This is a genomic window from Stenotrophomonas sp. STEN029 (assembly GCF_056760015.1).
Genome location: NZ_JBRREC010000018.1, coordinates 1 through 26,122, shown reverse-complemented (window position 1 = coordinate 26,122; position 26,122 = coordinate 1). Strand labels below are relative to the sequence as shown.

At 64.7% G+C, this 26,122-nt stretch carries 19 protein-coding genes; 13 read left to right on the top strand and 6 right to left on the bottom strand.

The features are described from left to right. The first annotated feature begins 244 nt into the window (after window positions 1–244). The 6 genes from map (at window position 245) to ACVOLI_RS06100 (ending at window position 9,364) form a co-directional block, all read left to right on the top strand. Window positions 245–1,021 carry a type I methionyl aminopeptidase gene (map, locus tag ACVOLI_RS06125; protein ID WP_481533940.1) on the top strand — a complete coding sequence of 259 codons (777 nt, stop codon included), beginning with the start codon at window positions 245–247 and terminating at the stop codon, window positions 1,019–1,021. Between the two features lie 20 nt (window positions 1,022–1,041). After that, the gene (locus ACVOLI_RS06120; RefSeq protein ID WP_481533967.1) at window positions 1,042–3,657 is read left to right on the top strand and encodes a [protein-PII] uridylyltransferase; all 2,616 of its coding nucleotides are present in this window, start codon (window positions 1,042–1,044) and stop codon (window positions 3,655–3,657) included. Beyond that, window positions 3,657–4,724 (top strand): 2,3,4,5-tetrahydropyridine-2,6-dicarboxylate N-succinyltransferase, encoded by a 1,068-nt coding sequence (gene dapD / locus ACVOLI_RS06115; RefSeq protein WP_296251304.1) that lies wholly within the window; start codon window positions 3,657–3,659, stop codon window positions 4,722–4,724. Before ACVOLI_RS06120 ends, dapD begins: the two co-directional genes overlap by 1 nt. A 157-nt stretch (window positions 4,725–4,881) precedes the next feature. After that, the gene (locus ACVOLI_RS06110; RefSeq protein ID WP_296251301.1) at window positions 4,882–5,238 is read left to right on the top strand and encodes a Spx/MgsR family RNA polymerase-binding regulatory protein; all 357 of its coding nucleotides are present in this window, start codon (window positions 4,882–4,884) and stop codon (window positions 5,236–5,238) included. Window positions 5,239–5,301: 63 nt separating this feature from the next. Next, entirely contained in the window at window positions 5,302–6,429 is a 1,128-nt protein-coding gene (dapE, locus tag ACVOLI_RS06105) for a succinyl-diaminopimelate desuccinylase (protein WP_481533939.1), read from the top strand. 55 nt (window positions 6,430–6,484) lie between these two features. Further along, window positions 6,485–9,364: a GGDEF domain-containing protein gene (locus ACVOLI_RS06100; RefSeq protein WP_481533938.1), complete on the top strand. Its 2,880-nt coding sequence runs from the start codon at window positions 6,485–6,487 to the stop codon at window positions 9,362–9,364. Window positions 9,365–9,431: 67 nt separating this feature from the next. On the opposite strand, the gene ACVOLI_RS06095 is transcribed toward ACVOLI_RS06100, so the two are convergent. Together ACVOLI_RS06095 and ACVOLI_RS06090 are read right to left on the bottom strand one after the other, a co-directional pair. Next, complete coding sequence (locus ACVOLI_RS06095) at window positions 9,432–10,118, bottom strand: pentapeptide repeat-containing protein (RefSeq protein ID WP_481533937.1); 687 nt, start codon at window positions 10,116–10,118, stop codon at window positions 9,432–9,434. A 97-nt stretch (window positions 10,119–10,215) separates the two neighbouring features. Further along, window positions 10,216–11,112 (bottom strand): tetratricopeptide repeat protein, encoded by an 897-nt coding sequence (locus tag ACVOLI_RS06090; RefSeq protein ID WP_481533936.1) that lies wholly within the window; start codon window positions 11,110–11,112, stop codon window positions 10,216–10,218. Between the two features lie 357 nt (window positions 11,113–11,469). Here ACVOLI_RS06090 and asnB point away from each other — a divergent pair, with 357 nt between their 5' ends. Beyond that, window positions 11,470–13,155, top strand: a complete 1,686-nt coding sequence (gene asnB, locus ACVOLI_RS06085; protein WP_481533935.1) for an asparagine synthase B — start codon at window positions 11,470–11,472, stop codon at window positions 13,153–13,155. A gap of 167 nt (window positions 13,156–13,322) precedes the next feature. Continuing rightward, complete coding sequence (locus tag ACVOLI_RS06080) at window positions 13,323–13,748, top strand: RidA family protein (protein ID WP_481533934.1); 426 nt, start codon at window positions 13,323–13,325, stop codon at window positions 13,746–13,748. Window positions 13,749–13,890: 142 nt separating this feature from the next. Here ACVOLI_RS06080 and ACVOLI_RS06075 read toward each other — a convergent pair whose 3' ends face one another. Next, the gene (locus ACVOLI_RS06075; RefSeq protein WP_481533933.1) at window positions 13,891–16,278 is read right to left on the bottom strand and encodes a penicillin acylase family protein; all 2,388 of its coding nucleotides are present in this window, start codon (window positions 16,276–16,278) and stop codon (window positions 13,891–13,893) included. A gap of 149 nt (window positions 16,279–16,427) precedes the next feature. On the opposite strand from ACVOLI_RS06075, the gene ACVOLI_RS06070 reads away from it, so the two are divergent. Then, a complete protein-coding gene (locus tag ACVOLI_RS06070) occupies window positions 16,428–16,916 on the top strand; it encodes a bacterioferritin (RefSeq protein ID WP_282273472.1) in 489 nt (162 codons plus the stop codon). 92 nt (window positions 16,917–17,008) lie between these two features. On the opposite strand, the gene ACVOLI_RS06065 is transcribed toward ACVOLI_RS06070, so the two are convergent. The 3 genes from ACVOLI_RS06065 to ACVOLI_RS06055 all read right to left on the bottom strand — a co-directional run bounded on the left by ACVOLI_RS06065 (window position 17,009) and on the right by ACVOLI_RS06055 (window position 21,031). Then, entirely contained in the window at window positions 17,009–17,665 is a 657-nt protein-coding gene (locus ACVOLI_RS06065; protein ID WP_296252297.1) for a thiopurine S-methyltransferase, read from the bottom strand. Window positions 17,666–17,859: 194 nt separating this feature from the next. After that, entirely contained in the window at window positions 17,860–20,103 is a 2,244-nt protein-coding gene (gene parC / locus ACVOLI_RS06060; RefSeq protein WP_481533932.1) for a DNA topoisomerase IV subunit A, read from the bottom strand. A 64-nt stretch (window positions 20,104–20,167) separates the two neighbouring features. Then, complete coding sequence (locus ACVOLI_RS06055; protein WP_481533931.1) at window positions 20,168–21,031, bottom strand: helix-turn-helix domain-containing protein; 864 nt, start codon at window positions 21,029–21,031, stop codon at window positions 20,168–20,170. A gap of 219 nt (window positions 21,032–21,250) precedes the next feature. Here ACVOLI_RS06055 and ACVOLI_RS06050 point away from each other — a divergent pair, with 219 nt between their 5' ends. Genes ACVOLI_RS06050 through ACVOLI_RS06035 form a run of 4 tightly spaced genes read left to right on the top strand, consistent with a single transcriptional unit; the run spans window position 21,251 to window position 25,952 of the window. Continuing rightward, window positions 21,251–21,697 carry a MarR family winged helix-turn-helix transcriptional regulator gene (locus tag ACVOLI_RS06050; protein ID WP_481533930.1) on the top strand — a complete coding sequence of 149 codons (447 nt, stop codon included), beginning with the start codon at window positions 21,251–21,253 and terminating at the stop codon, window positions 21,695–21,697. 5 nt (window positions 21,698–21,702) lie between these two features. After that, window positions 21,703–23,190, top strand: a complete 1,488-nt coding sequence (locus ACVOLI_RS06045) for an efflux transporter outer membrane subunit (protein WP_481533929.1) — start codon at window positions 21,703–21,705, stop codon at window positions 23,188–23,190. 10 nt (window positions 23,191–23,200) lie between these two features. Then, on the top strand, window positions 23,201–24,382 hold the full coding sequence (locus tag ACVOLI_RS06040) for a multidrug transporter (protein ID WP_481533928.1): 1,182 nt from the start codon (window positions 23,201–23,203) through the stop codon (window positions 24,380–24,382). A 7-nt stretch (window positions 24,383–24,389) separates the two neighbouring features. Continuing rightward, entirely contained in the window at window positions 24,390–25,952 is a 1,563-nt protein-coding gene (locus tag ACVOLI_RS06035) for a DHA2 family efflux MFS transporter permease subunit (RefSeq protein WP_481533927.1), read from the top strand. Window positions 25,953–26,122: the final 170 nt, after the last annotated feature.

Genomic DNA, 26,122 nt, shown 5'->3' with positions numbered 1-26,122 from the left:
TATGAGATATGTCCCAATGCGGGATTTTCTGTGATGCGCGTGCGCGAAATAAGCTACGCGTGGCGGGCGTTCAAGGCCTTGTCGAATGTCCGATTGGGACGATTCGCATGGGTATGGGGGCTGGGCGGGAGCGTGGGCCTTCGCGGTCAGGGAACACCGGGGCGGAGCAGGTCGGGCTACCCGATTCCGTGTTCATTAATGTGAAATACTTAGCGAAATAACCCAAATGGGGGATAATCGGCACATGGCAATCCAACTGAAAACCCCCGAAGAAATCGAGAAGATGCGCATCGCCGGTCGTCTGGCGGCTGAGGTGCTCGACATCATCACCCCGCACGTCAAGCCCGGTGTCACCACCGAAGAGCTGGATCGCATCTGCAACGACCACATCATCAACGTGCAGGGCACCATCCCGGCCAATGTGGGCTACCGCGGATTCCCCAAGACCGTGTGCACCTCGGTGAACAACGTCATCTGCCACGGCATTCCCAGCGAAGCCAAGGTGCTCAAGGATGGCGACATCGTCAATATCGACGTGACCGTCATCAAGGATGGTTGGCACGGTGATACCAGCCGCATGTATTACGTCGGCACGCCGTCGGTGATGGCCAAGCGCCTGGTGGAAACCACCAAGGAAGCGATGTGGCGCGGTATCCGTGCGGTCAAGCCGGGCGCGACGCTGGGCGATGTGGGCCATGCGATCCAGGCATTCGCTGAAGGCGAGCGCTTCAGCGTGGTGCGTGAGTACTGCGGCCACGGTATCGGCAAGGTCTACCACGACGAGCCGCAGGTGCTGCATTACGGCCGTCCTGGCCAGGGCCTGGTGCTCAAGCAGGGCATGACCTTCACCATCGAGCCGATGATCAATGAAGGCACCCGCTACACCAAGGTGCTGCCCGATGGCTGGACCGTGGTGACCAAGGACCGCAAGCTCTCGGCGCAGTGGGAACACACCATTGTGGTGACCGAGGATGGCGTTGAGGTATTGACGCTGTCTCCGGCGGAATCCGCGCAGGCATGACCTCTTTGCCGGCGGGCCCGATTCTGGACACGCCGGCAGATCCTGCCGGTGACGCGCAATGGGCTGCCGATGCACGGCAGTCACTTGCCCACACCGATGCCCGCCTGGGCAAGCGCTTCGAGCAGACCGACAATGTCGAGCGTCTGCCCGGCCTGCGCGCGCGTGCGGTCGATCAGCTGATCATTGAAGCCTGGCAGCGCTGCATTCCTGCGACTGCAGGCTTGGCGCTGTTCGCGGTCGGTGGCTACGGCCGTGGCGAGCTGTTCCCGCGCTCGGACATTGACCTGCTGGTACTGGCCGAGACCGACGTGCAGCAACGCCACGAAGCCGCACTGGCACGTCTGTTCGCCTTGCTGTGGGATGCCGGCTTGCCGGCCAGCCATGCGGTGCGCTCGGCAACGCAGTGCGTGCACGCCGCGGCTGACCAGACGGTGCTGACGGCCTTGATCGAGGCGCGTCCGCTGGTTGCGGACGCAACCGCCCAGCACGGTCTGGCGCGGGCGATTGCGCCCAGCCTGGTATGGCCGCCGCGTGAGTACTTCCTGGCCAAGCGCGAAGAGCTGCTTGCCCGCCACCAGCGCTTCGGTGATACCGCAGACAATCTGGAGCCAGACATCAAGGACGGCCCGGGCGGCCTGCGCGATCTCAATACCCTGGGCTGGATGGCACTGCGTGCCTTCGGAGTCAGCAATATCGATGCGCTGGTCGGTCTGGGCCATCTGGGCCTGGACGAGGCCGCCGCGCTGAAGCGCGAACGCCAGGTGTTGGCGCGGCTGCGTTTCGGCCTGCACCTGGTCGCACAGCGGCCGGAAGAGCGCCTGCGTTTCGATTACCAGAAGACCTTGGCCGCGCGCATGGGGTTTGGCGATGATGCCGAAAGCCTGGGCGTGGAAAAAATGATGCAGGGCTTCTATCGCAGTGCGACGGTGATCCGGCGCATCAGCGACCGCCTGCTGCAACGCTTTGAAGAACAATTTGACGGTGAGGCGACGCCGCAGCCGGTAGGTGAGGAATTCTCGCTGCGCCGCGGCTATCTGTCCGCCGACGACCCGTTCTGGCCGCATGGCGACATCCGCAGCATCTTTGCCTTGTTCGCGTGCTGGGCGCGCACCGCCGATGTGCGCGGCCTGCATTCGATGACGGCCCGCGGTCTGGCCGAGATGCTGGACGAGATTCCTGACTACACCGCCGTGGACGACGACGTACGCGAGCAGTTCATGGCCTTGCTGCGCGGTCCGCGTGCGGTCGATACGCTGGCGCGGATGGCGCGGCTTGGCGTGCTCGGGCAATGGATTCCCGCATTCGCCGCAGTGTCCGGGCGCATGCAGTTCGATCTGTTCCATGTCTACACGGTGGATCAGCACACCTTGATGGTGCTGCGGAACATGGCCTTGTTCGCCAGCGGCCGCGCCGACGAGCGTTTCTCCATCGCCCACGAAGTCTGGCCGCGCCTGCGCAAGCCGGAGTTGCTGCTGCTGGCCGGGCTGTTCCACGACATCGCCAAGGGCCGTGGTGGTGATCATTCCGAACTGGGCGCGGTGGATGCGCGTGAATTCTGCAGCGCACATGGCCTGAGCAGCACGGACACTGAACTGGTGGCGTGGCTGGTCGAGCAGCACCTGCGCATGTCGGTGACCGCGCAGAAGCAGGACATCACCGACCCCGAGGTGATCCATCGCTTTGCCGGCCTGGTCGGCGACCGCGATCGTCTCGATTACCTGTACCTGCTTACCTGCGCCGATATCGCTGGTACCAGTCCCAAGATGTGGAATGCATGGAAGGACAGGCTGCTGGCCGACCTGTATTTCGCCACCCGTCGCGCGCTGCGTGAGGGTTTGGAGCATCCCCTGCCCGAGGCCGAGCGGGTGCAGGAAGCGCGCGACAACGTGCGTGAGCAGATGCGCCTGCTTGGTCATGAGGATGCGGTGATCGACCGCCAGTTCGCGGCCATGCCGGATGAGAGCTTCGTGCGTTTCCGCCCGGAGCAGTTGGTCTGGCAGGCTGCGTCCCTGGTGGAAATCCACAAGGGCGGCACCCTGGTCAAGGTACGGCGGATTACTCCCGAGAGTGATGCACTGGAAGTGTTCGTGCACTCGCCCGACCGTGACGGCTTGTTCGCCGCGATCGTGATGACACTGGACCGGGCCGGCTACGGTATTCACCGCGCGCGCGTGCTTGACGGCCCCGATGACACCATCTTCGATACCTTCGAGGTGACGCCGGCCGGCAGCTTCGCCGACGGCGATGCCGCGCGCCTGGAATCCGTGCTGCGCAAGGCGCTGGCCGGCAATATCCTGATCCTGCGTCCTTCGCGGCGGGTGATGCCACGGCAGCTCAAACATTTCCGCTTCGCTCCGCGCATCGAGTTCCTCGACGCCAGTCATGAAGGCCGGACCGTCTTGAACCTGGTGGCACCGGATCGTCCCGGCCTGCTTGCCGACGTCGCACATGTGCTGCGTGACCAGCGCCTGCGTGTGCAGGATGCACGCATCGCCACCTTCGGCGAACGCGCCGAAGATCAGTTCCAACTTACCGATCGCCACGATCACCCCCTTACCGAAACCTCCATGCAGGCCTTGCGTGATGCATTGCTTGCCTGCCTGGATCCCGACAACAAGCCAGGAGACCCCCACTGATGGCAAGCAAGCCCGCAACCAGGAAGACCGTGACCAAGAAGACCGCCAAGAAGGCAGCGCCTGCAAAGGCTGCGCCGAAGAAGAAAGCCGCAGTAGCGACCAAGCCGGCCGCCAAGCCTGTTGCGAAGACGGTCAAGGCGCCGGTCAAGAAGGTTGCTGCTGCCAAGCCGAAGTCGGCCAAGCCGGTGACGCCGTCGGTAGGGCCGCGCAGCCTGCGCAAGCCGCCGGCACCGGGCGTGGCCGAGTTGAAGTTCAGCATCGAGAGCGCATTCGAGCGCCGCACCATGCTGACCATGGACGAGATCGAAGGTTCGACCCGTGCGCTGGTGAACCGCGTGATCGACGGCCTGGAGTCCGGCGAATTCCGCGTTGCCGAGCCCGATGGCAATGGCGGCTGGAAGGTCAACGAGTGGTTGAAGAAGGCGGTGCTGCTGTACTTCCGTGTCAACGACATGGCAGTGATGGACGGCGCCCCGGCCCCGTTCTGGGACAAGGTCGAGTCGCGCTTTGAAGGCTACGACGAAGCGGCCTTCCGCCAGGCCGGCGTACGCGTGGTGCCGGGTGCGATTGCCCGTCGCGGCACGCACTTTGGCAAGGACGTGGTGCTGATGCCGAGTTTCACCAATATCGGCGCCCATGTGGGCGAGGGCACCATGGTTGATACCTGGGCCACGGTGGGTTCCTGCGCGCAGATCGGCAAGCATTGCCACCTGTCCGGTGGTGCCGGCATCGGTGGCGTACTGGAGCCGCTGCAGGCCAGCCCGACCATCATCGAGGACCATTGCTTCATCGGCGCGCGTTCGGAAGTGGTGGAAGGTGTGGTTGTCGGCCACCACAGCGTGATCGGCATGGGCGTGTTCCTGAGCCAGAGCACCCGTATCTACAACCGTGCCACCGGCGAAGTGACGTATGGCTATGTACCGCCGTACAGCGTGGTGGTCAGCGGCTCGCTGCCGTCCAAGGACGGCACGCATTCGCTGTACTGCGCGGTGATCGTCAAGCAGGTGGATGCCAAGACCCGCAGCAAGACCAGCGTCAATGACCTGCTGCGTGGGTTGGCGGATTGATTTCCTCCTTCTCCCTTCGGGAGAAGGTGCCCCGAAGGGGCGGATGAGGGTTGGCGCGAAGCGCTGCAGTGCCAAGCCTGTGCGAGGCTTCGCCCTTACCCTCACCCCAACCCCTCTCCCGAAGGGAGAGGGGCTACATCACCGCGAGCTTTGAACCATGACCACGATCTACGGACTTAAAAACTGCGACACCTGCAAGAAAGCCACCAAATGGCTGGATCGCTTCAATGTCGCCTACACCTTCGTCGACTACCGCGACAACAAGCCCAGCCCGGAAACCCTGCTCGAATGGGCTGGCAAGGCCGGTGGCTTCGCGGCGATGATCAACAAATCCTCGACCACCTGGCGGCAGTTGCCGGACAACCGCAAGTCGCCCGAGTCCGATGCCGAGTGGAAGCTGCTGCTGCGTGAATACCCGCAGCTGATCAAGCGCCCGTTGGTGATCACCGACGATGGCAGCCTGAGCCAGGGTTTCAGTGACAACGGCTTCAAGGCCCGTTTCAACATCGCCTGATCCGCCCACCAGCAATTGTGGGAGCGGCGTAAGCCGCGAAGCCACCGACCCAAGAAGGCTGCAATGAACGACGTACTAGCCCTGACCTGCGACCTGATCGCCCGCCCCTCGGTTACCCCGGAAGACGCCGGCTGCCAGCAGCTGATCGCAGGCCGCCTCAGCGCCGCAGGCTTCAACTGCGAGCACCTGCGCCTGGGGGAAGTGGACAACCTCTGGGCCACCCACGGCAGCGGCGCACCGGTACTGGTGCTGCTCGGTCACACCGATGTGGTGCCGACCGGGCCGGTCGAGGCCTGGAGCAGCGACCCGTTCAAGCCGGAGGTGCGCGATGGCGTGCTGTACGGGCGCGGCACTGCCGACATGAAGGGCAGCGTTGCCGCCTTCGTGGTGGCCGCTGAGCAGTTTGTTGCCGCGCATCCGGACCATCCCGGCACGCTGGCGGTGCTGCTGACCAGCGACGAGGAAGGGGATGCCATCGATGGCGTCCGCCACGTTGCCAAACTCTTTGTCGAGCGCGGGCAGGGCATCGACTGGTGCATTACCGGCGAGCCGTCGTCCACCGCCAAGCTCGGTGACCTGCTGCGCGTCGGTCGCCGCGGCAGCCTTTCGGCCAAGCTGCGTATCAAGGGCGTGCAGGGTCATGTCGCCTATCCGGACAAGGCACGCAACCCCATCCATCTGGCCGCAGCGGCGTTGGCTGAGCTGACTGCCCGTCATTGGGACGATGGCTACGAAAGCTTCCCGTCCACCAGCCTGCAGATCTCGAACATCAACGCAGGCACCGGCGCCAACAACGTGATCCCGGGCGAGCTGCAGGTGATGTTCAACCTGCGCTACAACCCACATTGGAATGCGGACAAGCTGGAAACCGAGATTGGTGCGCTGCTGGATCGTCACGGCCTGGACTACGACCTGCAGTGGCACCGCAGCGGCGAGCCGTTCTATACGCCGGAAGGGCGCCTGCGCAGTGTTGCCCGCGACGTTCTGGCCGGATTCGCCGGCGCCGCGCCGGAAGAAAGCACCGGCGGTGGCACCTCCGACGCCCGCTTCATCGCGCCCTTGGGCGCACAGTGCATCGAAGTGGGGCCGGTGAATGCCAGCATCCACCAGGTCGATGAGAACGTGCGCGTCGCCGATCTGGAGGCGCTGCCTGGGCTGTACAGGAAACTGATCGAAAAGCTGCTGGACTAAGCTGTTACGGTGCAAGTGCACAATCTTGCCGGGGGGCGAGATGGACAGTGTTCAAATGCGGTTCCGTAAAGGGCTGATGGCCCTGCTGCTGGTGTGCCTGCTGCCATTCGCGCACGCCAGCACAACACTGCATGGCTTGCCGCTGCTACGTCAGTTCGGGGCAAGCCAATTGCCTGCCGCGCCAACCTATCCCGGCGTGGTCGTCGACCGCGCGGGCAACCTCTATGCTGCCAGTGGCGAAGGCGTGATGGTCTTCCGTAGCGGGGTATGGGAGCTGTTGGAGGCGTCTGGTGAAGCGCCGGTGTACTCGATCATGCTGGCGCGCGATGGCAGCATCGTTGTCGCCGGCGCAGGGGTTTTCGGACGCTTGCTGCGACAGCCTGATGGCACCCACAAATTCGTTGACCTGTTGCCACGCTTGGCCAGTGCGGGTCTGGTGCAAGGGCCGGTCGAGGTCTTCTCGTTGGGCGAAACCTCGCGTGGCGTGCACGCGGTAAGCGCTGGCGCCTTGTTCGTGCTTGAAAAGGACGGCAGCACCACGCGCATGCAGCTCCCCGCCGGCGCACGTACGCGTCCGCTGGTGGCCGGCGACGAGGTCTTCTTCCGGGTTCCGGGGCAAGGTCTTTACCGTGTCGACAAGGCGGCGATGGTGCTGGTCGAAGGCATGGAGTCGCTCGCCAAGCTGCGTGTTCCCGCGGCCTGGCCGTACCGGGGCGGCTTGCTGTTTGCCGCGGCCGATGGCTTCCATTTCAGCGATGGTACGCATGTGCGCAAGCTCGACACGGAGGCCGATGCGGCCTTCCGTCTGCACGAACCGTACACCGGCATTGCCCTTGCCGACGGTGGCTTCGCGATCGGCAGCTTCGACGGCACGATCATGCGTTTCTCCCCCGATCTGCACCTGCTCGACAGTTTTGCCGCGTGTGCGGGTGAGATGCACGACCTGGTGGAGGATCGCGAAGGCGCGGTGTGGATCTCAGGCGAGAACGGCATCGCACGCCTGCGCTGGTCGCTGCCCTGGACGCGCTATGGGCGTCTGCATGGCCTGAACGGACGCATCTTCGACAGCACGTGGTATGACGGCCGCCTGTGGGTGGCAAGCATGGGCGTGTGGAGTGCGCAACCCTCTGCGGCGGGCACGCCAATGTTCTCGCTCTCGCAATGGCCGCGACGCGATCTGGAGACCTTTGCGCTGAAGGGAACAAACGCCGGTCTCCTGATCGGAGATCGCTATGGACTGGCGGTGCTCGATCCCGGGCAAACGCAACCACGACGGCTGCTGCCGCCGGCGCTGGGTGACAGTGTCAGCAGGCTGATGCCCTCGGCGTTCGACGCCAGGCGCATGTTCGCGTTGACCAACACCAAGATCATCGTGCTCGGTCAACACGACGGGCGCTGGCAGCTGCAGGGGCAGTGGCAGATCGGTGGGGGCGCTGCGGGTGGCGTGTATGAAGTTGTCGCCGGCGAGTTGTGGGCAGGCGATGCAGGCGGTGGCGCTAGGCGCTGGCGCTTCGCTACGGATACTGGCCAATTGCTCGCTGAGCAGCGTTTTGGGTCGAAGCAGGGCTTGCCTGTGGCAGCAGGGAAGGGCACTCGTTTGTTCCGGAGTGATCGCGTTTTGTACGCGATATCCGGGCAGCAGGTGCACCGTTTGCAGGGTGAACGGTTTGTTGCCGCGGCTTTGCCCGTGCTGCCGGGACTGCAGGCGCCCATGGAGCTGGAAGGCGAGGACAACGCCAAGGGCAGCTTTGCCTGGACGGCGCGACAGCTGTGGTGGCGCAAGCCCGGTGCGGCCACGTTCCAACTGCAGCATGTCAGTGATAGCCGCGTGCCAGGTTTCAAGACGGTTGCCCTGCATCGCGACGGGCAACTGCGCGTGGTTACCCGCGACAGCGTGTTGCAGTTGGATCCTGCTGCGATCGAGTCCGTTGCGACACCAGCGCAGGCGCGGCTGGATCGCATCGAGCTGCAAGGTCCGAACCATCCGCCGGTACTGTTGCCGCTGTTGCCAAAGACAACGCCGCACTTGCCAGCGGGGGCGGGATTGGCCTTGCGCTTCGGTGTGCAGAGCATGGAGCCGGAAGTCGAGTTCCGTTATCGGATGCCGGGCTATCACAACGAATGGTCGCCATGGACGGCAGGGCGTGAGCTGACCTACCAGCGCCTGCCAGCGGGTGCTTACATCTTCCAGTTGCAGGCGAGGGTGCTGGGCGGCGCCCCCACCGAGGCGATGAGCTACCCGTTGCAGGTTGCACCCTTCTGGTACCAGCGGCCCTGGGTTCGGGTGGGCTTTGGCGTGGCGGGCTTGTTGTTCGTGGTCGCGGTGGTGCGGCTCCGCACCCGTGCCATCAATGCACAAAACCGCCTGCTTGAGCAGAAGATCAACGAGCGCACCGCCGAGCTGCAGAGCGCCAATTCCAGGCTCTCTGCCCTGGCGGTGACCGACGGACTCACTGGCATCGCCAACCGCCACGCGATGGAGAAGGCCTTGCCACGGGCGTGGCAGCGCTGCGTCGAACAGCAGGAGCCGCTGGCGGTGATGATGATCGACGTAGACCACTTCAAACAGTTCAACGACACCCACGGCCACCACATCGGCGACCTGCAGTTGCGCCGCGTTGCGCAGACCCTGGCCGCGCAGGTGACCGGTGCGGAAGAGCTGGTCGCACGCTATGGCGGCGAGGAGTTCGTGCTGATCCTGCCGGGTTGCGACGCGCAGATGGCGATGGTGCTCGGGGAGCGTCTACGCAGTGCAGTGGAACAGGTGACCGGTGCGGCGGGGCAACGGGTGACCATCAGTGTCGGGGTGGCGGTTTGCACTCCGGTGCCTGGGGAAGACCCCATGGCGCTCGTACGCTGTGCCGACCTGGCGCTCTATCGCGGCAAGCGCGAGGGGCGGAATCGGGTTGAGATCGCAACGCTGGATGCGGAGTGACCGGGAGGGGCATGACCTGGGCCAGCGGGAAGCCCGTACTGGTGCCTATCCGAAGCACCTGTTTTCCCTAGGCGACGATCAACCCAAACGCCGCCAATGCCGCCGCAGCCTGCCGCTGCGAGATCACCGCTTTCTTGAAGTGCTTTGCGTCCATCAGGTTGAGCCCACTGATATCGGTATTGCGCAGATCGGCACCTTCGAAGCGGGTCAGGCGGGTCTGTGTGTTGCGCAGGCTGCCGCCGGTGAATACGGCATCGCGGAAGTCGCAGCCCGAGAGGTCGGCATCGGAGAAATCCATGCCTTCCAGCTGCACTTTGCGGAATGACATGCCGCGCAGGTCGGCGCTGACCAGCAGGCAATCGCGGAACTCCAGCGCCCAGCCGCTTACTTCCTGCAGGTGGGCGCCGGTGAGCTTGCAGTCCTTGAATTGTACCGACGAGAGCGTGGCGCGTCGCCAGAAGCTGTTGTTGAGGTCGCAGTGATCGAAGCGCGAATCACTGAGCTGCGCGGAACTGAAGTCGCAGTGGCTGCCGCGGCATTTCTGCCACTGGCTTTCCTCCAGTGATGAGGCCAGCCAGTTGGCCCTGCTCAGCGAGCACTGCTTGAACTGGAAGCCGTCCATGTCCAGGCGCGAGAAATCGCCTTCGTCCAGCGTGCAGGATTCGAATATCGCAGCGCGCGGGTGCGCGCGGATGATCTGCTGCATGCGCGCGCGGTCGATGGTTTCTTCGTGGAAAACCGGAGTGTTCGTCATGTCCAACTCTGCAGGTGCTTGCGCGTCATTCTGCGCGACATCGCTGTGCTGATGCAGTCTTGTTGCGGCGGACGTTGTGTGTACAGACCTGCTCGATCTATTCGAAGATGAAGAACGGCGGCGCGATGGCCCGGCGCCAGTACGACTCCTCGGCCAGATAGAACTCCTGCGCCTTGGCGCGCGCGAACCATGCCGCCGCTGCAGTCTCATCTTTCGGCAGGCTTTTGCTGCCGCGACCGAGCGCCAAGCCGCTGAAGTACTGGCCGTAGACATTGCCCTGTTCGCCGGCGCGCTGATACCAGCGCAGTGCCTCGCGCATATCCGTTGGCATGCCGATGCCCGCTTCGTGCAAGGCGCCAAGATCGACCTGGGCCTCGGCATCGCCGCGCGCGGCACGCCGCTGGATGCGGGCGATGGTCGCATTGCTGGAGGGTTGGTCCGGGTCAAGGCGAGCAGCTTCGCTTGAGGCGAGGGTTGCCTTGCGCAGTGCGTCCAGCTTGTACAGCTCACGCATGTACACCGCCGAACGCAGGCGCCAACGCAGTGCGCCCGCCATGTCGCCCTGGCGTTCGTACCAGCGTGCCAGATCGGACATGGCATACGGCGAGCCGTGGTAGGCGGCACTCTGGTACCAGCGCAGTGCCTTGCGCGGTGACGGCTTGAAGCGGACGTCCTCGGGCTTTTGCGGTTCGTCACTGCTGTCCAGGCGGCCGCGCTCAAGGATCCTGCCCAGTTGCTCCTCGGCGCCGGTGCTGCGGTGGGTGCGCGGTATTGTCGCCGCGGCGCGCGCGTACCAATCCAATGCGCGCGGGTCGTTCCAGGCCTGATACATCTTCGCCACCCGCAGTGCGGAATCGAACTGGCCATCGGCGGCCGCGGACAGCGCGTCGCGTTCGGTGTCGCTGGCAGGGCGGGTGTTGGGCCTTGTCGCGCAACCGAGCAGGATGAACAGGGGCAGGGCGTACAGCAGCACGCGGGGTGTGGGACGGGGCATCCAGCAGGTCCGGGCAAGGTGGCGGGGGATTATCGCGGAGTGCGCCGACCCGGCCGCTGAATCGGTTGCCAAAGCAACAGTTGCGCGGGCGCCGAAAGCGGGATACGGTCAGCGCCATGTCCTCGTTCCTGGCCACCGCCGTCAACAATAACAACCGCAATAATCTGCGCGCGAATAATCGTGCGCGGCCACTGCGGGACTGCGACCAGAGCTAGAACAGGCAACACGCTCAGGACACCAGAAAACCCGCATCGGCCGATGCGGGTTTTTTTGTGGCCGGGCGGGAACACCGAGCGGCTGCAGGTCTTCAAGCCGTTGCTTCCAATGTTTGTCCCCACACAACCCAGGAGCTTTCCCATGTGTTCCATCTTCGGCATTTTTGGCCTGCAATCCGGTGACGACCTGCAGGCGCTGCGTCGGCAGGCGCTTGAACAATCCCAGCGCCAGCGGCATCGCGGCCCGGACTGGAGCGGCGTCTACGTGGACGACGGCGCCATCCTGGTGCACGAGCGGCTGGCTATCGTCGACCCGGCCGGCGGCTCGCAGCCGCTGCTGTCAGACGACGGCCAGCTGGCGCTGGCAGTGAACGGTGAGATCTACAACCACCAGGAACTGAAGAAGGAACTCGCCCAGCCCTACGCCTTCCAGACCGGTTCGGACTGCGAAGTGATCAACGCGCTATACCGTGAAGACGAGCCTGCGTCCTACTTGAACAGGCTCAACGGCATCTTCGCCTTTGCGTTGTGGGACCGCGAAAAACAGCGCGTGATCATCGCCCGCGACCCGATCGGCGTGGTGCCTCTGTACTGGGGCCACGACAAGCAGGGCCGGCTGTGCGTGGCCTCGGAAATGAAGTCGCTGTCCGATACCTGTGCCGACGTGGCGCAGTTTCCGCCAGGCCATTGGTATGACAGCAGCACCGATACGCTGAGCAAGTACTACGAACGTCCGTGGCGCGAGTACGAGGCGGTGGAAGGTGTGGATGTATCGCTGACCGAACTGCGCGAGGCCTTCGAGCGCGCCGTGCACCGCCAACTGATGACCGACGTGCCCTATGGCGTGCTGCTGTCCGGTGGCCTGGATTCCTCGCTGGTCGCCGCGGTTGCGGCGCGCTATGCGCGCAACCGCATCGAAGACGGCGGTCAGAGCGAGGCCTGGTGGCCGCGCCTGCACAGCTTCGCCATTGGCCTTAAGGGTTCGCCCGACCTGGCCGCGGCCAAGGTGGCGGCAGAAATGCTGGGCACCGTGCACCACGGCTTCGAGTACACCTTCGAAGAAGGCCTCGATGCAGTGCCGGAGGTGATCCGTCACGTCGAGACTTACGACGTCACCACCATCCGCGCATCCACGCCGATGTTCCTGTTGGCGCGACGGATCAAGGCAATGGGCGTGAAGATGGTGCTGTCCGGTGAGGGCAGTGACGAGATCTTCGGTGGCTACCTGTACTTCCACAAGGCGCCGAACGCGCGTGAGTTCCATGAAGAGTTGGTGCGCAAGCTGGATGCGCTGAACAACTACGACTGCCTGCGCGCGAACAAGTCGATGATGGCCTGGGGCGTGGAGCCACGCGTGCCGTTCCTGGACCGCGAATTCCTCGATGTGGCGATGAAGATGGATGCGCGCCACAAGATGGTCGACAAGGCCAGCGGCCGCATCGAGAAGGCGGTGTTGCGTGAGGCCTTCGAGGGTTACCTGCCCAAGGAAATCCTGTGGCGGCAGAAGGAGCAGTTCAGCGACGGCGTCGGCTACGGTTGGATCGACGGTTTGAAGGCGCATGCCGAAGCACAGGTCAGCGACCGCGTGCTGGCCGCCGCCGACAAGCGTTTCCCGCACAACCCGCCGCAGACCAAGGAGGCGTACTACTACCGCCACGTCTTCGAGCAGTTCTTCCCCAGCCATGCGGCGTCGGAAACGGTGCCGGGCGGCAAGTCGATTGCCTGTTCGTCACCCGCGGCGATTGCCTGGGATGCCAGCTTCGCCAGCATGGCCGATCCGTCCGGTCGCGCCGTGGCGGGTGTGCACGAACAGGCCTTGGCTGGATAAGTAGTCAATCGACCCGGTGGTCATTTGACGCATTGGCCTGCATTGGCTCCGAAATCCCTCTCCCGGTACAGGAGAGGGAGAGGGGGCACGTTTCGTGCCGCACAATCCAATGCGCGCGATCAGGAAATTGCAGTTCTTCCCTTCACAACCGATAAAAAGGACTTTCGATGCGTGCTTGTGCGTTGGTGATGCTTGGCCTGTTGTGCAGTTCCTTCGCCCACGCTGCCGAGGTGCCGTTGGAGCGGCATCAGCTGGGCAGCTGGGAAACAGATATTGGCTACACCGGCGTGGTGCGCGATGGCGACACGTTGCATATCTCCGGCGTCCCCTGCCGAGGTGCGGACATGCATGTCGCGGTACGCGATTGCTACGGAAAGCTGACGGAAATCCTGCAGCAGTTCGATGCTGACAGCAGTCAGGTGGTCAAGGAAACGGTGTTCACCACGGATATGGATGGCTTGATCAAGGCGATTCCCGATCGCAAGACCTTCTTCCCCGACGGCAAGTATCCAGCCGCGAGCTGGGTGCAGATCAGCCGCCTGTTCGACGCAGAGGCCAAGCTCGAGGTGGAGTGGACGGTGCGCTTGAAGTAAGCGCGTATCAGCCATTTGTAGGAGCGGCGTAAGCCGCGAAGCAGGGGCACCATCAGGTTGCAGACGCGTCGATGGTTCCGGTAAATCCTGCCTCGCGGCTTACACCGCTCCCACAATCAGACTGCAGCCATGTGCGGGTTAGTCAGCGCGGGCTCAAACTCAAACTGTGCGCCGGCTTGCCTGGCAGGAACGGCGTTGCTCGGCCTTCCACCCAGTCGTCGTGGCCTGCGCCCCAGAACGGTGACAGCGGATGGCCGCTCTGGCCGCCGGGCATGTGCACGATGCCGTCGGCTTCGTGACCGGGTGACACCACCATGCGTTCGGAGGCACCGAACTTGGGCCCGACCACGCGCGGCATGTTGTCGTCACCGGCCAAGGGCTGGGCCGGCATGCACAGCCAGCGCTTGAACAGACCCGGCAGCGCCGCCGAGACCGGATGGCAGATCGCGGCGGTATTGCGCTCGCCCCAGCTGCGTTGCGCCAGATCCGGGCCCTGTTCGGCCAGATCCTTCTCAAGTTGGCGGGCGCTGTCGGCGAGCAGGGCATCCCAGCTTTCATACGGCGGTGGCAGCAGGTGCGGCGGGCGTTCGCTGAGCAACGGCCACAGCACACCTTCGAACTGGGCCAGCTTGGGAGGTATGTATCGCTCGCCCAACTGCTCCTTCGCCGGTGCCAACAGTGCGCCTTCCATGTTGTCCATCAGGATGCCGCGGAAGCCGCGCGCCATCCGATAACTGACTGAATCGGTGGATGCGCGGCCCTGCCACTGGCGGCTGGCGACTTCCAGACGCTTCAGTGCAGGATCATCGCTATGCTCGACGGTCTGCCGCAGCAGCTTCCACCAGCGTTCCATCAGCAGGGCGCGGTCGTCCAGTTGGATCGCCAGCAGGTCACTTTCATTGAAGCTCTCGTGGGCAAATAGACCGTCGCGGATCTGCTTGGCGCGCGCACCGAAGTCATAGCCGCCATCACCGGCTTCGGCCAAGGCGGCACCGTCGAGGACGCGGCCATTGGCCGTCCACAAACGATGGTCCGGTGGGTCGACCAGTGCCGGTGCGTGGTCGGTGCGGATCGGCCACGGCGAGCAGCTGGCCTGCGCCGCTGCGTCGGCATGGCAACTCGGGTCACGCGCAGGGCGCGCGCCGATCAGGCGCCAAGCGATACGGCCACTGCGGTCAGCGACCAGCAGGTTCTGAGCAGGGATGCCCGAGCGGTCGGCTACCGCAAATGCGGAATCCAGGTCGGCGGCCTTGGCCATGTCGGCAAAATCCAGGCGGACCGCACCGGCTTGTTGACCAACCCAGCGCAGTGCGAGCAGTTGACCGGCGGGTTCGTCGTGCAGGACCGGGCCCCAATCGCTTTCCCGCACCAGCAGCATTTCCGGGTTGGCACCGGCAACGGCAATGGCCTCGTTGTAGCTGCGCAGCGGCGTGTTGGCGGGCAGGGCGGTGAAGTCCGCGGTGTCGATATAGCTGTTGGTGAAGGCCCAGGCCACCCGCGTGTTGCTGCCGACGATGACCGCGGGCAGGCCGGGCAGGGTGAATCCGGCGACATCGACCTTGCCTTCCGGCGCGGTCGGGTCGGCATAGCGCAGGCGTGCGCGGAACCAGATATTTGGCGCTCGCAGGCCCAGGTGCATGTCGTCGGCGATGATGGCGCGGCCATCTTCGGTCAGAGCGCCGGCTACTGCGAAGTTATTGCTTCCCGGAAAAGAACCGGTCGCCGCAGGCGACCCACCTACGTCTCTCTCCCGCGCAGCGGGAGAGAGGGGGGCCGCTTGCGAAGCAGGCGGTGGAGTGAGGGCCGGCGCGGTGCCTGCATTGCGCAGGTCCAGCGTTGCCGCATCCGGTAACACCGCATCACCACGGGGCGCGCCGAACAAGGGTGCATCCCAGCTGCTGCCGTCGTGGGCAAGCATTGCGTACAGCGCGGGCGGCACCACGCTGCGGATGCGCGCCATCGCCAGTTCGCGGGTGTTGGCCGGGTCCTGCAGGTCGGCGTACATCGCCAGCCCGGTCAGCACCGAGTCCTCCAGTTCCCACGGCCGTGGCTGCTGGCGCAGCAGCAGATACGGCCATGGCTGCACCGGCAGCGCGGCCAAGCCGGCATTTACACCGTCGCGGTAAGCCTCGATGACGCCGCGTTTGTCGCCGAGGGCGGCGCCCAGGTTCTGCTGGGTGTGGGCGCGCAGCCGGTGCACGCGCATGCGCTTGTCCAGTGGCAAGGCCTTGGCGCCGAACAGCTCGGACAGCTCCCCGGCCGCCGAGCGGCGCATCAGGTCCATCTCGAAGAAGCGTTCCTGCGCGTGTACATAGCCCAGCGCACGGGCCATGTCGGTCTCGTTGGCGGCCTCGACGGTGAGCACCCCCAGCGCGTCACGCTGGATGCTGACCGGTGCCGACAGCCCCGGCAGGGCCAGTTCCCCGTCCAACTGCGGCAGGCTGCCGCGCAGCAGCCCCCAGATGACCAGCAGTAAGACCAGCAACAGCCCCAATACAACCCAAAGCGAACGCAGCAGCCAACGCAGCACAGGCCTACCCCCGGTAGCGGTTCTGTCGCGATTGTAGACAGCTTGTGAAGCCGAAAGAGAGGGAATCGCAACTGAAAGTGATTCCGATTAGATCATTGGGTTTTCAGATGGGGCACCCTATGCACCATCGAATCATCAGGAGCACCCCCATGCAGGGCAAAGCCGAAGTCATTGAGTGCCTGAAGGAGCTGCTGCGCGGCGAACTGGCTGCGCGCGACCAGTACTTCATCCATTCCCGTCGCTATGAGGACCAGGGCCTGCTGGCGCTGTTCGAGCGCATCGGCCACGAGATGGAGGAAGAGACACAACACGCCGATGCGCTGCTGCGCCGCATCCTGTTCCTCGGCGGCAACCCCGACATGCGTCCGCACGCATTCGAGCCGGGCGTGACCGTGATGGAGATGCTGGAGAAGGACCTGCAGGTCGAATACCAGGTGCGCGCCAACCTAGCCGCTGGTGTGAAACTGTGCGAAGCGCAGGGTGACTACGTCAGTCGCGACATCCTGCTGCTGCAGCTGCGTGACACCGAGGAAGACCATGCCTGGTGGCTGGAGAAGCAGTTGGGCCTGATCAAGCGTATTGGCCTTGAGCTGTACCAGCTGAGCAAGATGGACGCCAAGGGCACCCCGGCGCATTGATCTGAGGGCGGCGAACGCCGCCTGGTAGTGCCGGCCCATGGTCGGCATCTGTCAGGTCTACCGGCAATGCCCCTGCCGACCATGGGGCGGCACTACAGGCGCTGCAGCCTGTAGACGGCGGTGGAAAGTGCAGTTGCGCCGTCGGCACGGAAATCCGGCTGCTGATCAAGGATGTCGCGGCGTTCCAGCAGGCCGGCCTGCCAGGGGCTGGCGAACAAGCGCTGCACTTCGGCTTCCTCCACCGAGAACGGCGGGCCCTGCTTTTCATCCTGCGGGTATTCCAGGGTGATCAGCACGCCTTGGCAACCTATCGGCAACTGCCCGTACAAGGTGTCGCGGTAGTGTTGGCGCAGGTGCGGCGGCAAGGCGATCAGGGCGGCGCGGTCGTAGACGCCGGCTGTGTCTGCCAGCAACTCCGCGTCCAGTGCAAATGCATCACCACAGATGATTTCAATCGGCCCGGCGCTGTAGTGCTCGCCGTACTGGCTGCTGTGGCGCTGCGGAATGATGTCGGCTTCGGCGAAGAACTGCTCGATCGCCATCGGCGACAATTCGACGCCAAGCACGCGGTGGCCTTGCGCGGCCAGCCAGTGCATGTCCAGGGTCTTGCCGCACAGCGGTACCAGTACGCGGCTGCCTGCCGGGAGTTGCAGTTCGGGCCAGTGCTTCTGCAGCAGTGGCATCACTTCGTTGCGATGGAAGCCGATTTGACCGTTCTGCCAACGTTGCAGCCAGAAGTCGGGTTGCATGGGGTTCTCCAATTGCGAGTGTGTTGCCGGTTGGCTCGCTGCTTGTGGGAGCGGCGTAAGCCGCGAAGCTGACGGCAATGGAACCATGGTGATTCTTGATTGCCGGTGACGGTTCTTCCTTTAGCTTCGCGGCTTACGCCGCTCCCACAAACACAAGCAAAAGAAGGCCGGGCATTACCCGGCCTTCTTTGTACTTACTGGACTTCCAGCCCTTCCACCTTCTGCCAGCCACGCGGCAGCAGATGCCCGCGCGTCGCCCGCGTTCCCAGGTACGTCTCCAGGTCCTTGAACGACAGGTTCATGGTGCGCTGGCCACTGCGCACCTGCAGGGTGTTGCCCGGGCCGACCGCGACCACCGCCACCACGCGCTCGGTGGAGAGCTTGGCCTTGGGGATCTCGATGATCTTGTTGCCCTTGCCCTTGTCCAGCTCAGGCAGCTCGCTGGCCGGGATGGCGAGCATGTTGCCGGCGCTGGTGACCGCGACGATGCGGTCGGTCTCCGGGTTGGCGACCAAGGATGGGGTCAGTACCGCCGAACCAGCGGACAGGTTGAGCATCGCCTTGCCGGCCTTGTTGCGGCCGGTCAGGTTCTCGAAGCGGGTGACGAAGCCATAGCCGTGGGTGGACGCCAACACAAAGCGGGTGTTGTTGTCGCCGCTGGCCACGGTGACGAAGCTGCTGCCGGAGGCCGGCGAGAAACGGCCGGTCAGCGGCTCGCCGTTACCGCGTGCCGAGGGCAGGGTATGCACCGGCGTGGAATAGGCGCGGCCTTCGGTATCGAGGAAGGCCACCTGTTGCGTGCTGCGTGTACGTGCCACGGCCAGCAGGCTGTCGCCATCGCGGTAGTTCAGGGTCGAGCCGTCGACATCGTGGCCCTTGGCCGCGCGCACCCAGCCCTTCTCCGACAGCACCACGGTCATCGGCTCGCTGGGGACCAGCTCGGTCTCGTCGATGGCCTGGGCGGCAACGCGCTGTACCAGCGGCGAACGGCGATCGTCACCGAATTTCTTGGCGTCTGCCAGCAGTTCGTCCTTGACCAGCTTCTTCAGCTTGGCGCTGCTCTGCAGGATCGACAGGATCTTGTCGCGTTCCTTGGCCAGCTCATCCTGCTCGCCGCGGATCTTCATTTCTTCCAGGCGCGCAAGCTGCTTGAGCTTGGTTTCCAGGATGTACTCGGCCTGGTCCTCGCTCAGCGCGAAGCGTGCGATCAACGCGGCCTTGGCATCGTCCTCGGTGCGGATGATGCGGATCACTTCGTCCAGGTTGAGGAAGGCAACCAGCAAGCCTTCCAACAGGTGCAGGCGACGCTCGACCTTCTGCAGGCGATGATTGAGGCGGCGGGTGACCGTGTCCTGGCGGAAGCGCAGCCACTCGCTGAGCAGCATCTTCAGGTTCTTGACCTGCGGACGACCGTCCAGGCCGATGACGTTGAGGTTGACGCGGTAGCTGCGCTCAAGGTCGGTGATGGCGAACAGGTGGCCCATCAGCTGCTCGGCGTCGACGCGGTTGGAGCGCGGCATCAATACCACGCGCACCGGGTTGGCGTGGTCGGATTCGTCGCGGATGTCTTCCAGCCACGGCAGCTTCTTGGCGCGCATCTGCGCGGCGATCTGCTCGATCACCTTGGACGGCGAGACCTGGTGCGGCAGCGCATCGATGACGATGTTGCTGCCTTCCTTCTTGAAGGTGGCGCGTGCACGTACGCTGCCGTTGCCGGTCTCGTAGATGTTCCGCAGGTCCGACGGCGAGGTGATGATCTCGGCGGTGGTCGGGTAGTCCGGGCCCTTCACGTGCTCGCAGAGCTCGGCGACAGTGGCGTCCGGCTCGTCGATCAGGCGCACCAGTGCGCTGACGATCTCATTGAGGTTGTGCGGCGGTACGTCGGTGGCCATGCCCACGGCGATGCCGGTGGTGCCGTTGAGGAGCAGGTGTGGCAGCCGCGCCGGCAGCCAGCTCGGCTCTTCCAGGGTGCCGTCGAAATTCGGCGACCAGTCGGTGGTGCCCTGGCCCAGTTCGCCCAGCAGCACCTCGGCGATCGGGGTCAGCTTGGATTCGGTGTAACGCATGGCCGCGAACGACTTGGGGTCGTCGCTGGAGCCGAAGTTGCCCTGGCCGTCGATCAGCGGGTAGCGGAACGAGAACGGCTGGGCCATCAGCACCAGTGCCTCGTAGCAGGCGCTGTCACCGTGCGGGTGGTACTTGCCGATGACGTCACCGACGGTGCGGGCGGACTTCTTGGGCTTGGCCCCGGCACCCAGCCCCAGTTCACTCATCGAATAGACGATGCGGCGCTGCACCGGCTTGAGCCCGTCGCCGATGAACGGCAGGGCGCGGTCCAGTACCACGTACATGGAGTAATCAAGATAGGCGCGTTCAGCGTATTCGCGCAGTGGCTGCTGTTCGAAGCCATGGTATGCGGGGCGTGCAGAATCAGTCATTGCGGGTGGGTGCTACCTGTTGTGCGCGGCCAAGGCGGGGACCGCCGGCTGCCTGATCCGACGATTATCCGGATGGCGGCGGAGATGCCAAGCCACGGACCGGATCGAGCCCGCCTTCAAACCCCTGATCGGCCCGGTTCTGGTAGCGGCCCGGGGGCAGGCCAAAGTGGCGGCGGAACACGATCACGAAGGCGCTGGGGCTGCTGAACCCCAGTGAATGGGCGATGTCGGCCACGGCATGGCCTTCATTGAGCCGGCGCAGCGCTTCGGCCAATCGCGCCTGCTGGCGCCACTGGGCGAAGCTCAAGGTGGTCTCGTCGCGGAAGTGGCGGCTCAGGCTGCGCGGTGACAGGCCCGCCCACTGCGCCCATTGCGCAAGGCTGCGGTCGTCGGCGGGCTCGGCCAGCAGTTGCGAGGCGATTCGCAGCAGGCGGCGATCGGCCGGCATCGGCAGATGCATGCGTTGGCGGGGCGCGTCCCGTATTTCGTCCAGCAATACGTCGAGCATGTGCTGCTGGCGCGGGGAGAGGGCCTGGTCCGGCGACCAGTCGCTGATCCGCTCGGCCAGTGCGTTGAGCAGGCGGGAAATGCCGATCACGCAGGGATCGTTGGGCAAATCAGTGCATATCGGGCTGGCCAGGGCCATGCCCCAGCCGCGCAGCGGGCCGTCGATCACCACCGTATGCGGCTCGGCTGCGGGCATCCAGCCACCGGAGCCGGCCGGCAGCGACCAGGTGCCGTGGCGGGTGCGGGTGGTCAGCAGGCCGCGTTCGACGCAGATCAGTTGCGCCCGCGCATGCTGATGCCAGTCCACTTCGCGGGCCAGACCCTGCGGGCTGTCGAAGCGGAAGCCGAACACCGGCGGCCCGTCGTCGCGTTCGAACCAGTCCAGTTCCTCGTCATGCAGCAGCGGGGCGGGCAGGTGCATGTCAAAGCCCTGCGGTGCCCGGCGCCGGACCGACGAGAGTGTTGCCCCCGGGGTTGGCTGGATTTCGTCATTCATTGGCCAGATTGTATTACCCGGCCACGACGGCAGCCATTACTGTGTCCGGGTCGGACGCAGGCGTCATTGGTGCAACACAGCATTTGATGCCAGTTAGAATATTTCCATTGAGAATTATTCCATCTGGAAGGAAAATGCCCGCCCATGATCTGTGCCGATACCACCACGCCCCCCAGCTTTGGCCTGTTGCTGCGGCAAGTCCGCGACGGCCTTGCCAGGCAGCTTGATGCCTCCATGGCCGAAGAAGACCTCGGTCTTGGATTCAGCCACTACATCGGTCTGAAGACCTTGATGCACATGGCGCCGTGTACTGCCAACCAGCTCGCCCGCACCCTGGACCAGGTTCCCAGTGCGGTGACCCGTCTGCTGGACAAGTTCGAAGCGCTTGGTTGCGTGCGTCGCGAGGCGCACGCGCAGGACCGCCGTGCATTGCAGATCGTGCTGACCGATGAGGGCCGTGCCCTGTGGCTGCGTCTGAAACAGCGTGGCGACAAGGTGATGGAAGACGCCATGCGTGACCTGCAGGCGGAGGAGCGGGAGATGTTGATGTCCCTGCTGCTTCGCATACGTGACTCCTTGATGACCCCATGAAAACCATGTCCTCCCCCACATCCCTGGTTTCACCCGCCCGCGGCCTCCTGGCCGCGGCGCTGGTTCTTACGCTGGCTGCGTGCGCCAGCAGCCGTGGCCTGCAACCGCAGGGGCGACTGCTGGAGGCCGACAGCCTGCACAGCAGTCGCAGCCTGGCCGGTACGCCGCTCAGCGCGGCAGGCTTTCCGGCAGCTGATTGGTGGCGCGCGCTCGCCGATCCACAATTGGATGCGCTGATCGACGAGGCACTGCGCGGCTCTCCTTCGCTGGAAGCCGCCGACGCGCGCCTGCGCCAGGCCCAGGCACACGCCGCCAGCAGCAATGCCGAGCGCAAACCCAACCTGTCGCTGTCACCGGGCTATACCGGCATGCGCCTGCCCGAATCCATGGCCGGTGACGAAATCGGCGGCCATTACATGGGCAGCGTGCAGGCCGTGGCCAACTTCAGCTATGGCGTCGACCTGTGGGGCGGCAAGCGTGCCGCCTGGGAAGCCGCCGTCGACAGTGGCCACGCCGCTGCCGTGGATGCGCAGGCGGCACGCCTGGACCTGGCCGCGGCCATCGTCCAGAGCTATGTGCAGTTGGCCCATGCTGGGCAACTGCAGCGTGTTGCCAATGACGAACTGGCGCGCGCCGAAAAGACCTTGCAGCTGACCCGTCAGCGTCGCGCCGCCGGTATCGACAGTGAACTGCAGGTGCAGCAGGCACAGGCGCGGCTGCCGGCCGCACAACAGCAGCAGCTGGCCGCGCAGCAGCAGATCGATGTGTCGCGCAATGCGCTGGCCGCGCTGCTCGGCAAAGGGCCGGATCGCGGCCTGGACATCAAGGTTCCGAATGAATTGAATCCGCTGGCCCTGCAGCTGCCAGGTGTAGTTCCCAGCGAACTGCTGGGCCGGCGTCCGGATATCGTCGCCGCGCGCTGGCGCGTGGAGGCCGCGGACAAGCAGATCAAGGTCGCCAAGACCCGCTTCTACCCGAACCTCAACCTGACCGCCCTGGGCGGGGTGGTGTCAAAGGACCTGGGCAGCCTGCTGGAAAGCGGCTCCACCTTCGGTCTGCTGGCGCCGGCGCTGAGCCTGCCGATCTTCGATGGCGGTCGCCTGCGTGCTGGCCTGGCCAGCAGCGATGCCGACTATGACCTTGCGGTGGCCAACTACAACCACACCCTGGTGGAGGCCCTGCGCGACGTCGCCGACCAGGTCAATGCCAGCCGTTCGTTGGCCGAGCAGGTGCAGGCGCAGCAGCAGCTGCGTGGCATCGCGCAGACCGCCTACGAGCTGGCGCAGCAGCGCTACCGCGCCGGTATCGGCAATTACCTTGATGTACTCAGCACCCAGGACCGCCTGCTGCAGGCCGACCAAGGGCTGAGCAACCTGCAATCACAGCAGCTGCTGTCCTCGGTACGCCTGAGCACCGCCCTCGGTGGCGGTTTCCAACCCAGCGCCGACGCGGCGCCAGCCGTTGCCAATGGCAACGACACCACGCATTCCTGAGAGTCCCCCCATGAGCCAGACCTCCTCCCCCGAAGCGGCAGCCGCCGCTCCCAGCCGTCGCGGCAAGCTGCTGCGCGGTCTGCTGTTCGTCATCTTGATCCTGCTGGCGGCTTTTGCCGCGTGGTACTACTTCCTGGGCCGCTGGGCCGAGGAAACCGACGACGCCTATGTCGGCGGCAACCAGGTGCAGATCACCCCGCAGATCACCGGTACCGTGGTGTCCATCGCCGCCGATGACGGCATGAAGGTGGAGCAGGGCCAGCTGCTGGTGCAACTGGACCCGGCCGATACCGAAGTGGCCATGCAGCAGGCACAGGCCAACCTTGCCAGCACCGTGCGCCAGGTGCGCGGTCTGTACCGCAGTGCCGAAGGTGCGCAGGCGGAATTGAATGCGCGGATGGTGTCGGTGAAGCGTGCCCGCGAAGACTTCGCCCGTCGCCGCGACCTTGCAGCCAGCGGTGCCATTTCCAATGAAGAACTGGCCCACGCCCGTGACGAGCTGGCCGCTGCCGAAGCCGCAGTTGCCGGTTCGCGTGAAACCGTCGAGCGCAGCCGCGCGCTGATCGACGACACCGTCATCGCCACCCAGCCGGATGTGCAGGCGGCCGCGGCGCAGCTGCGCCAGGCTTATCTCAACAACGCACGTGCAGGCATCGTTGCGCCGGTCACCGGTTATGTCGCGCGTCGTTCGGTGCAGGTTGGCCAGCGCGTGCAACCGGGCGCGGCCTTGATGGCGGTGGTGCCGGCCGAGCAGATGTGGGTGGATGCCAACTTCAAGGAAACCCAACTGCGGCATATGCGTCTTGGCCAGGAAGTGGAGCTGCGCTCGGACTTGTACGGTGGTGACGTGACTTACAAGGGCCACATCACCAATCTCGGCCTGGGCACCGGCTCGGCCTTCTCTCTGCTGCCGGCGCAGAACGCCAGCGGTAACTGGATCAAGATCGTGCAGCGTGTGCCGGTGCGCGTGGCCATCGATGCCAAGCAGTTGGCCGAGCATCCGCTGCGGCTGGGCCTGTCGATGAAGGCCGAGGTCAATCTGCACGACCAGAAGGGCACGGTGCTGCCGGCAGAAGCGGCCAAGGGCACGGTGTATGGCACGCAGATCTACGCCAAGCAGCTGCACGATGCCGACGAGCTGATCCACCGCATCATCCAGGACAACCTGCCGTCGTCCGCGCGCGCCAGCTGAGGTCACCATGTCCGCTCAAGCTCCTGCCGCACCTGCCGCACCCGCGGCCGGTGCAGCGCCCGTCAATGTAGCCCTGTGCACGGCGGGCCTGGCCCTGGCTTCGTTCATGCAGGTGCTGGATACCACCATCGCCAATGTCTCGTTGCCGACGATTGCCGGCAACCTTGGCGCCAGTTCGCAGCAGGCAACCTGGGTCATCACCTCGTTCGCGGTCAGCACTGCGATTGCCTTGCCGCTGACCGGTTGGTTGAGCCGCCGCTTCGGTGAGGTCAAGTTGTTCATGTGGGCGACGATCGCGTTCTCGATCGCCTCGCTTTTGTGCGGCATCGCCCAGAGCATGGGCATGCTGGTTGTGTCGCGCGCGCTGCAGGGCTTCGTGGCCGGGCCGATGTACCCGATCACCCAGTCGTTGCTGGTGTCGATCTATCCGCGCGAGAAACGCGGGCAGGCGCTGGCCTTGCTGGCAATGATCACCGTGGTGGCGCCGATCGCAGGTCCGATTCTCGGTGGCTGGATCACCGACAACTACAGCTGGGAATGGATCTTCCTGATCAACGTGCCACTGGGCGTCATCGCTGCGGCGATTGTCGGCGGCCAGTTGCGTCACCGCGTTGAGACCACCGAACGGCCGAAGATGGATTACGTCGGCCTGGTCACCCTGGTGATCGGCGTCGGCTGCCTGCAGTTGATGCTGGACCTGGGTAACGAGGAAGACTGGTTCAACTCGACCAAGATCGTTGTGCTGACCTGCATCGCTGCGGTGATGCTGGCGGTGTTCGTGATCTGGGAGCTGACCGACAAGGACCCCATCGTTGACCTGAAGCTGCTGCGGCATCGTAACTTCCGTGCTGGCACGTTGGCCATGATCGTTGGCTACGCGGCGTTCTTCTCCGTGGCGTTGATGATCCCGCAGTGGTTGCAGCGTGACATGGGCTATACCGCGATCTGGGCAGGCCTGGCCACTGCGCCATTGGGCATCCTGCCTATCCTGGTGGCACCGGTGCTGGGCAGGTTCGGTCACAAGGTCGACATGCGCTATCTGGCGACGATTGCGTTCTTCGTGCTGTCGATGACCAGCTTCATGCGCTCGGGCTTCAACCTGCAGGTCAACTTCGAGCATGTTGCCGGCGTGCAGTTGTTGATGGGTGTTGGTTTGGCGTTGTTCTTCATGCCGGTGCTGCAGATCCTGCTGTCCGACCTTGATGGCCGCGAGATTGCCGCCGGCTCAGGCCTGGCGACCTTCCTGCGTACCCTGGGTGGCAGTTTCGCGGCATCGTTGACCACCTGGCTGTGGGCACGTCGCACCCAGCAACATCACGCTGACCTGACCGAACATGTGTCCCTGTACGATCCGGGCATGCATCAGCAGGTGACCGCGATGGGGCAGGGCGACCTGCAACATGGTGCGGCGATGCTCAATGAAATGATCAACCACCAAGCCTCGCAGATGGGCTTCAACGACATCTTCCTGCTGCTGGGCTGGGTGTTCCTGCTGATCATCGGCCTGGTGTGGCTGGCCAAGCCGCCGTTTGGGGCGGGTGCTGGTGCAGCGTCGGCAGGTGGCCATTAGCCCTGGTTGCTGTAGGAGCGGCGTAAGCCGCGAAGCCGACTGCAATGAAATTACAGCGAAGCCCGCAATCGGAAAGACTGCGGGCTTCGGTTTTTTTTTTTTTTGGGGGGGGGGGGGGGGGGGGGGGGGGGCGGCGCGGGGGGCGGGGGGCGGGGGGGCGGGGGGGGGGG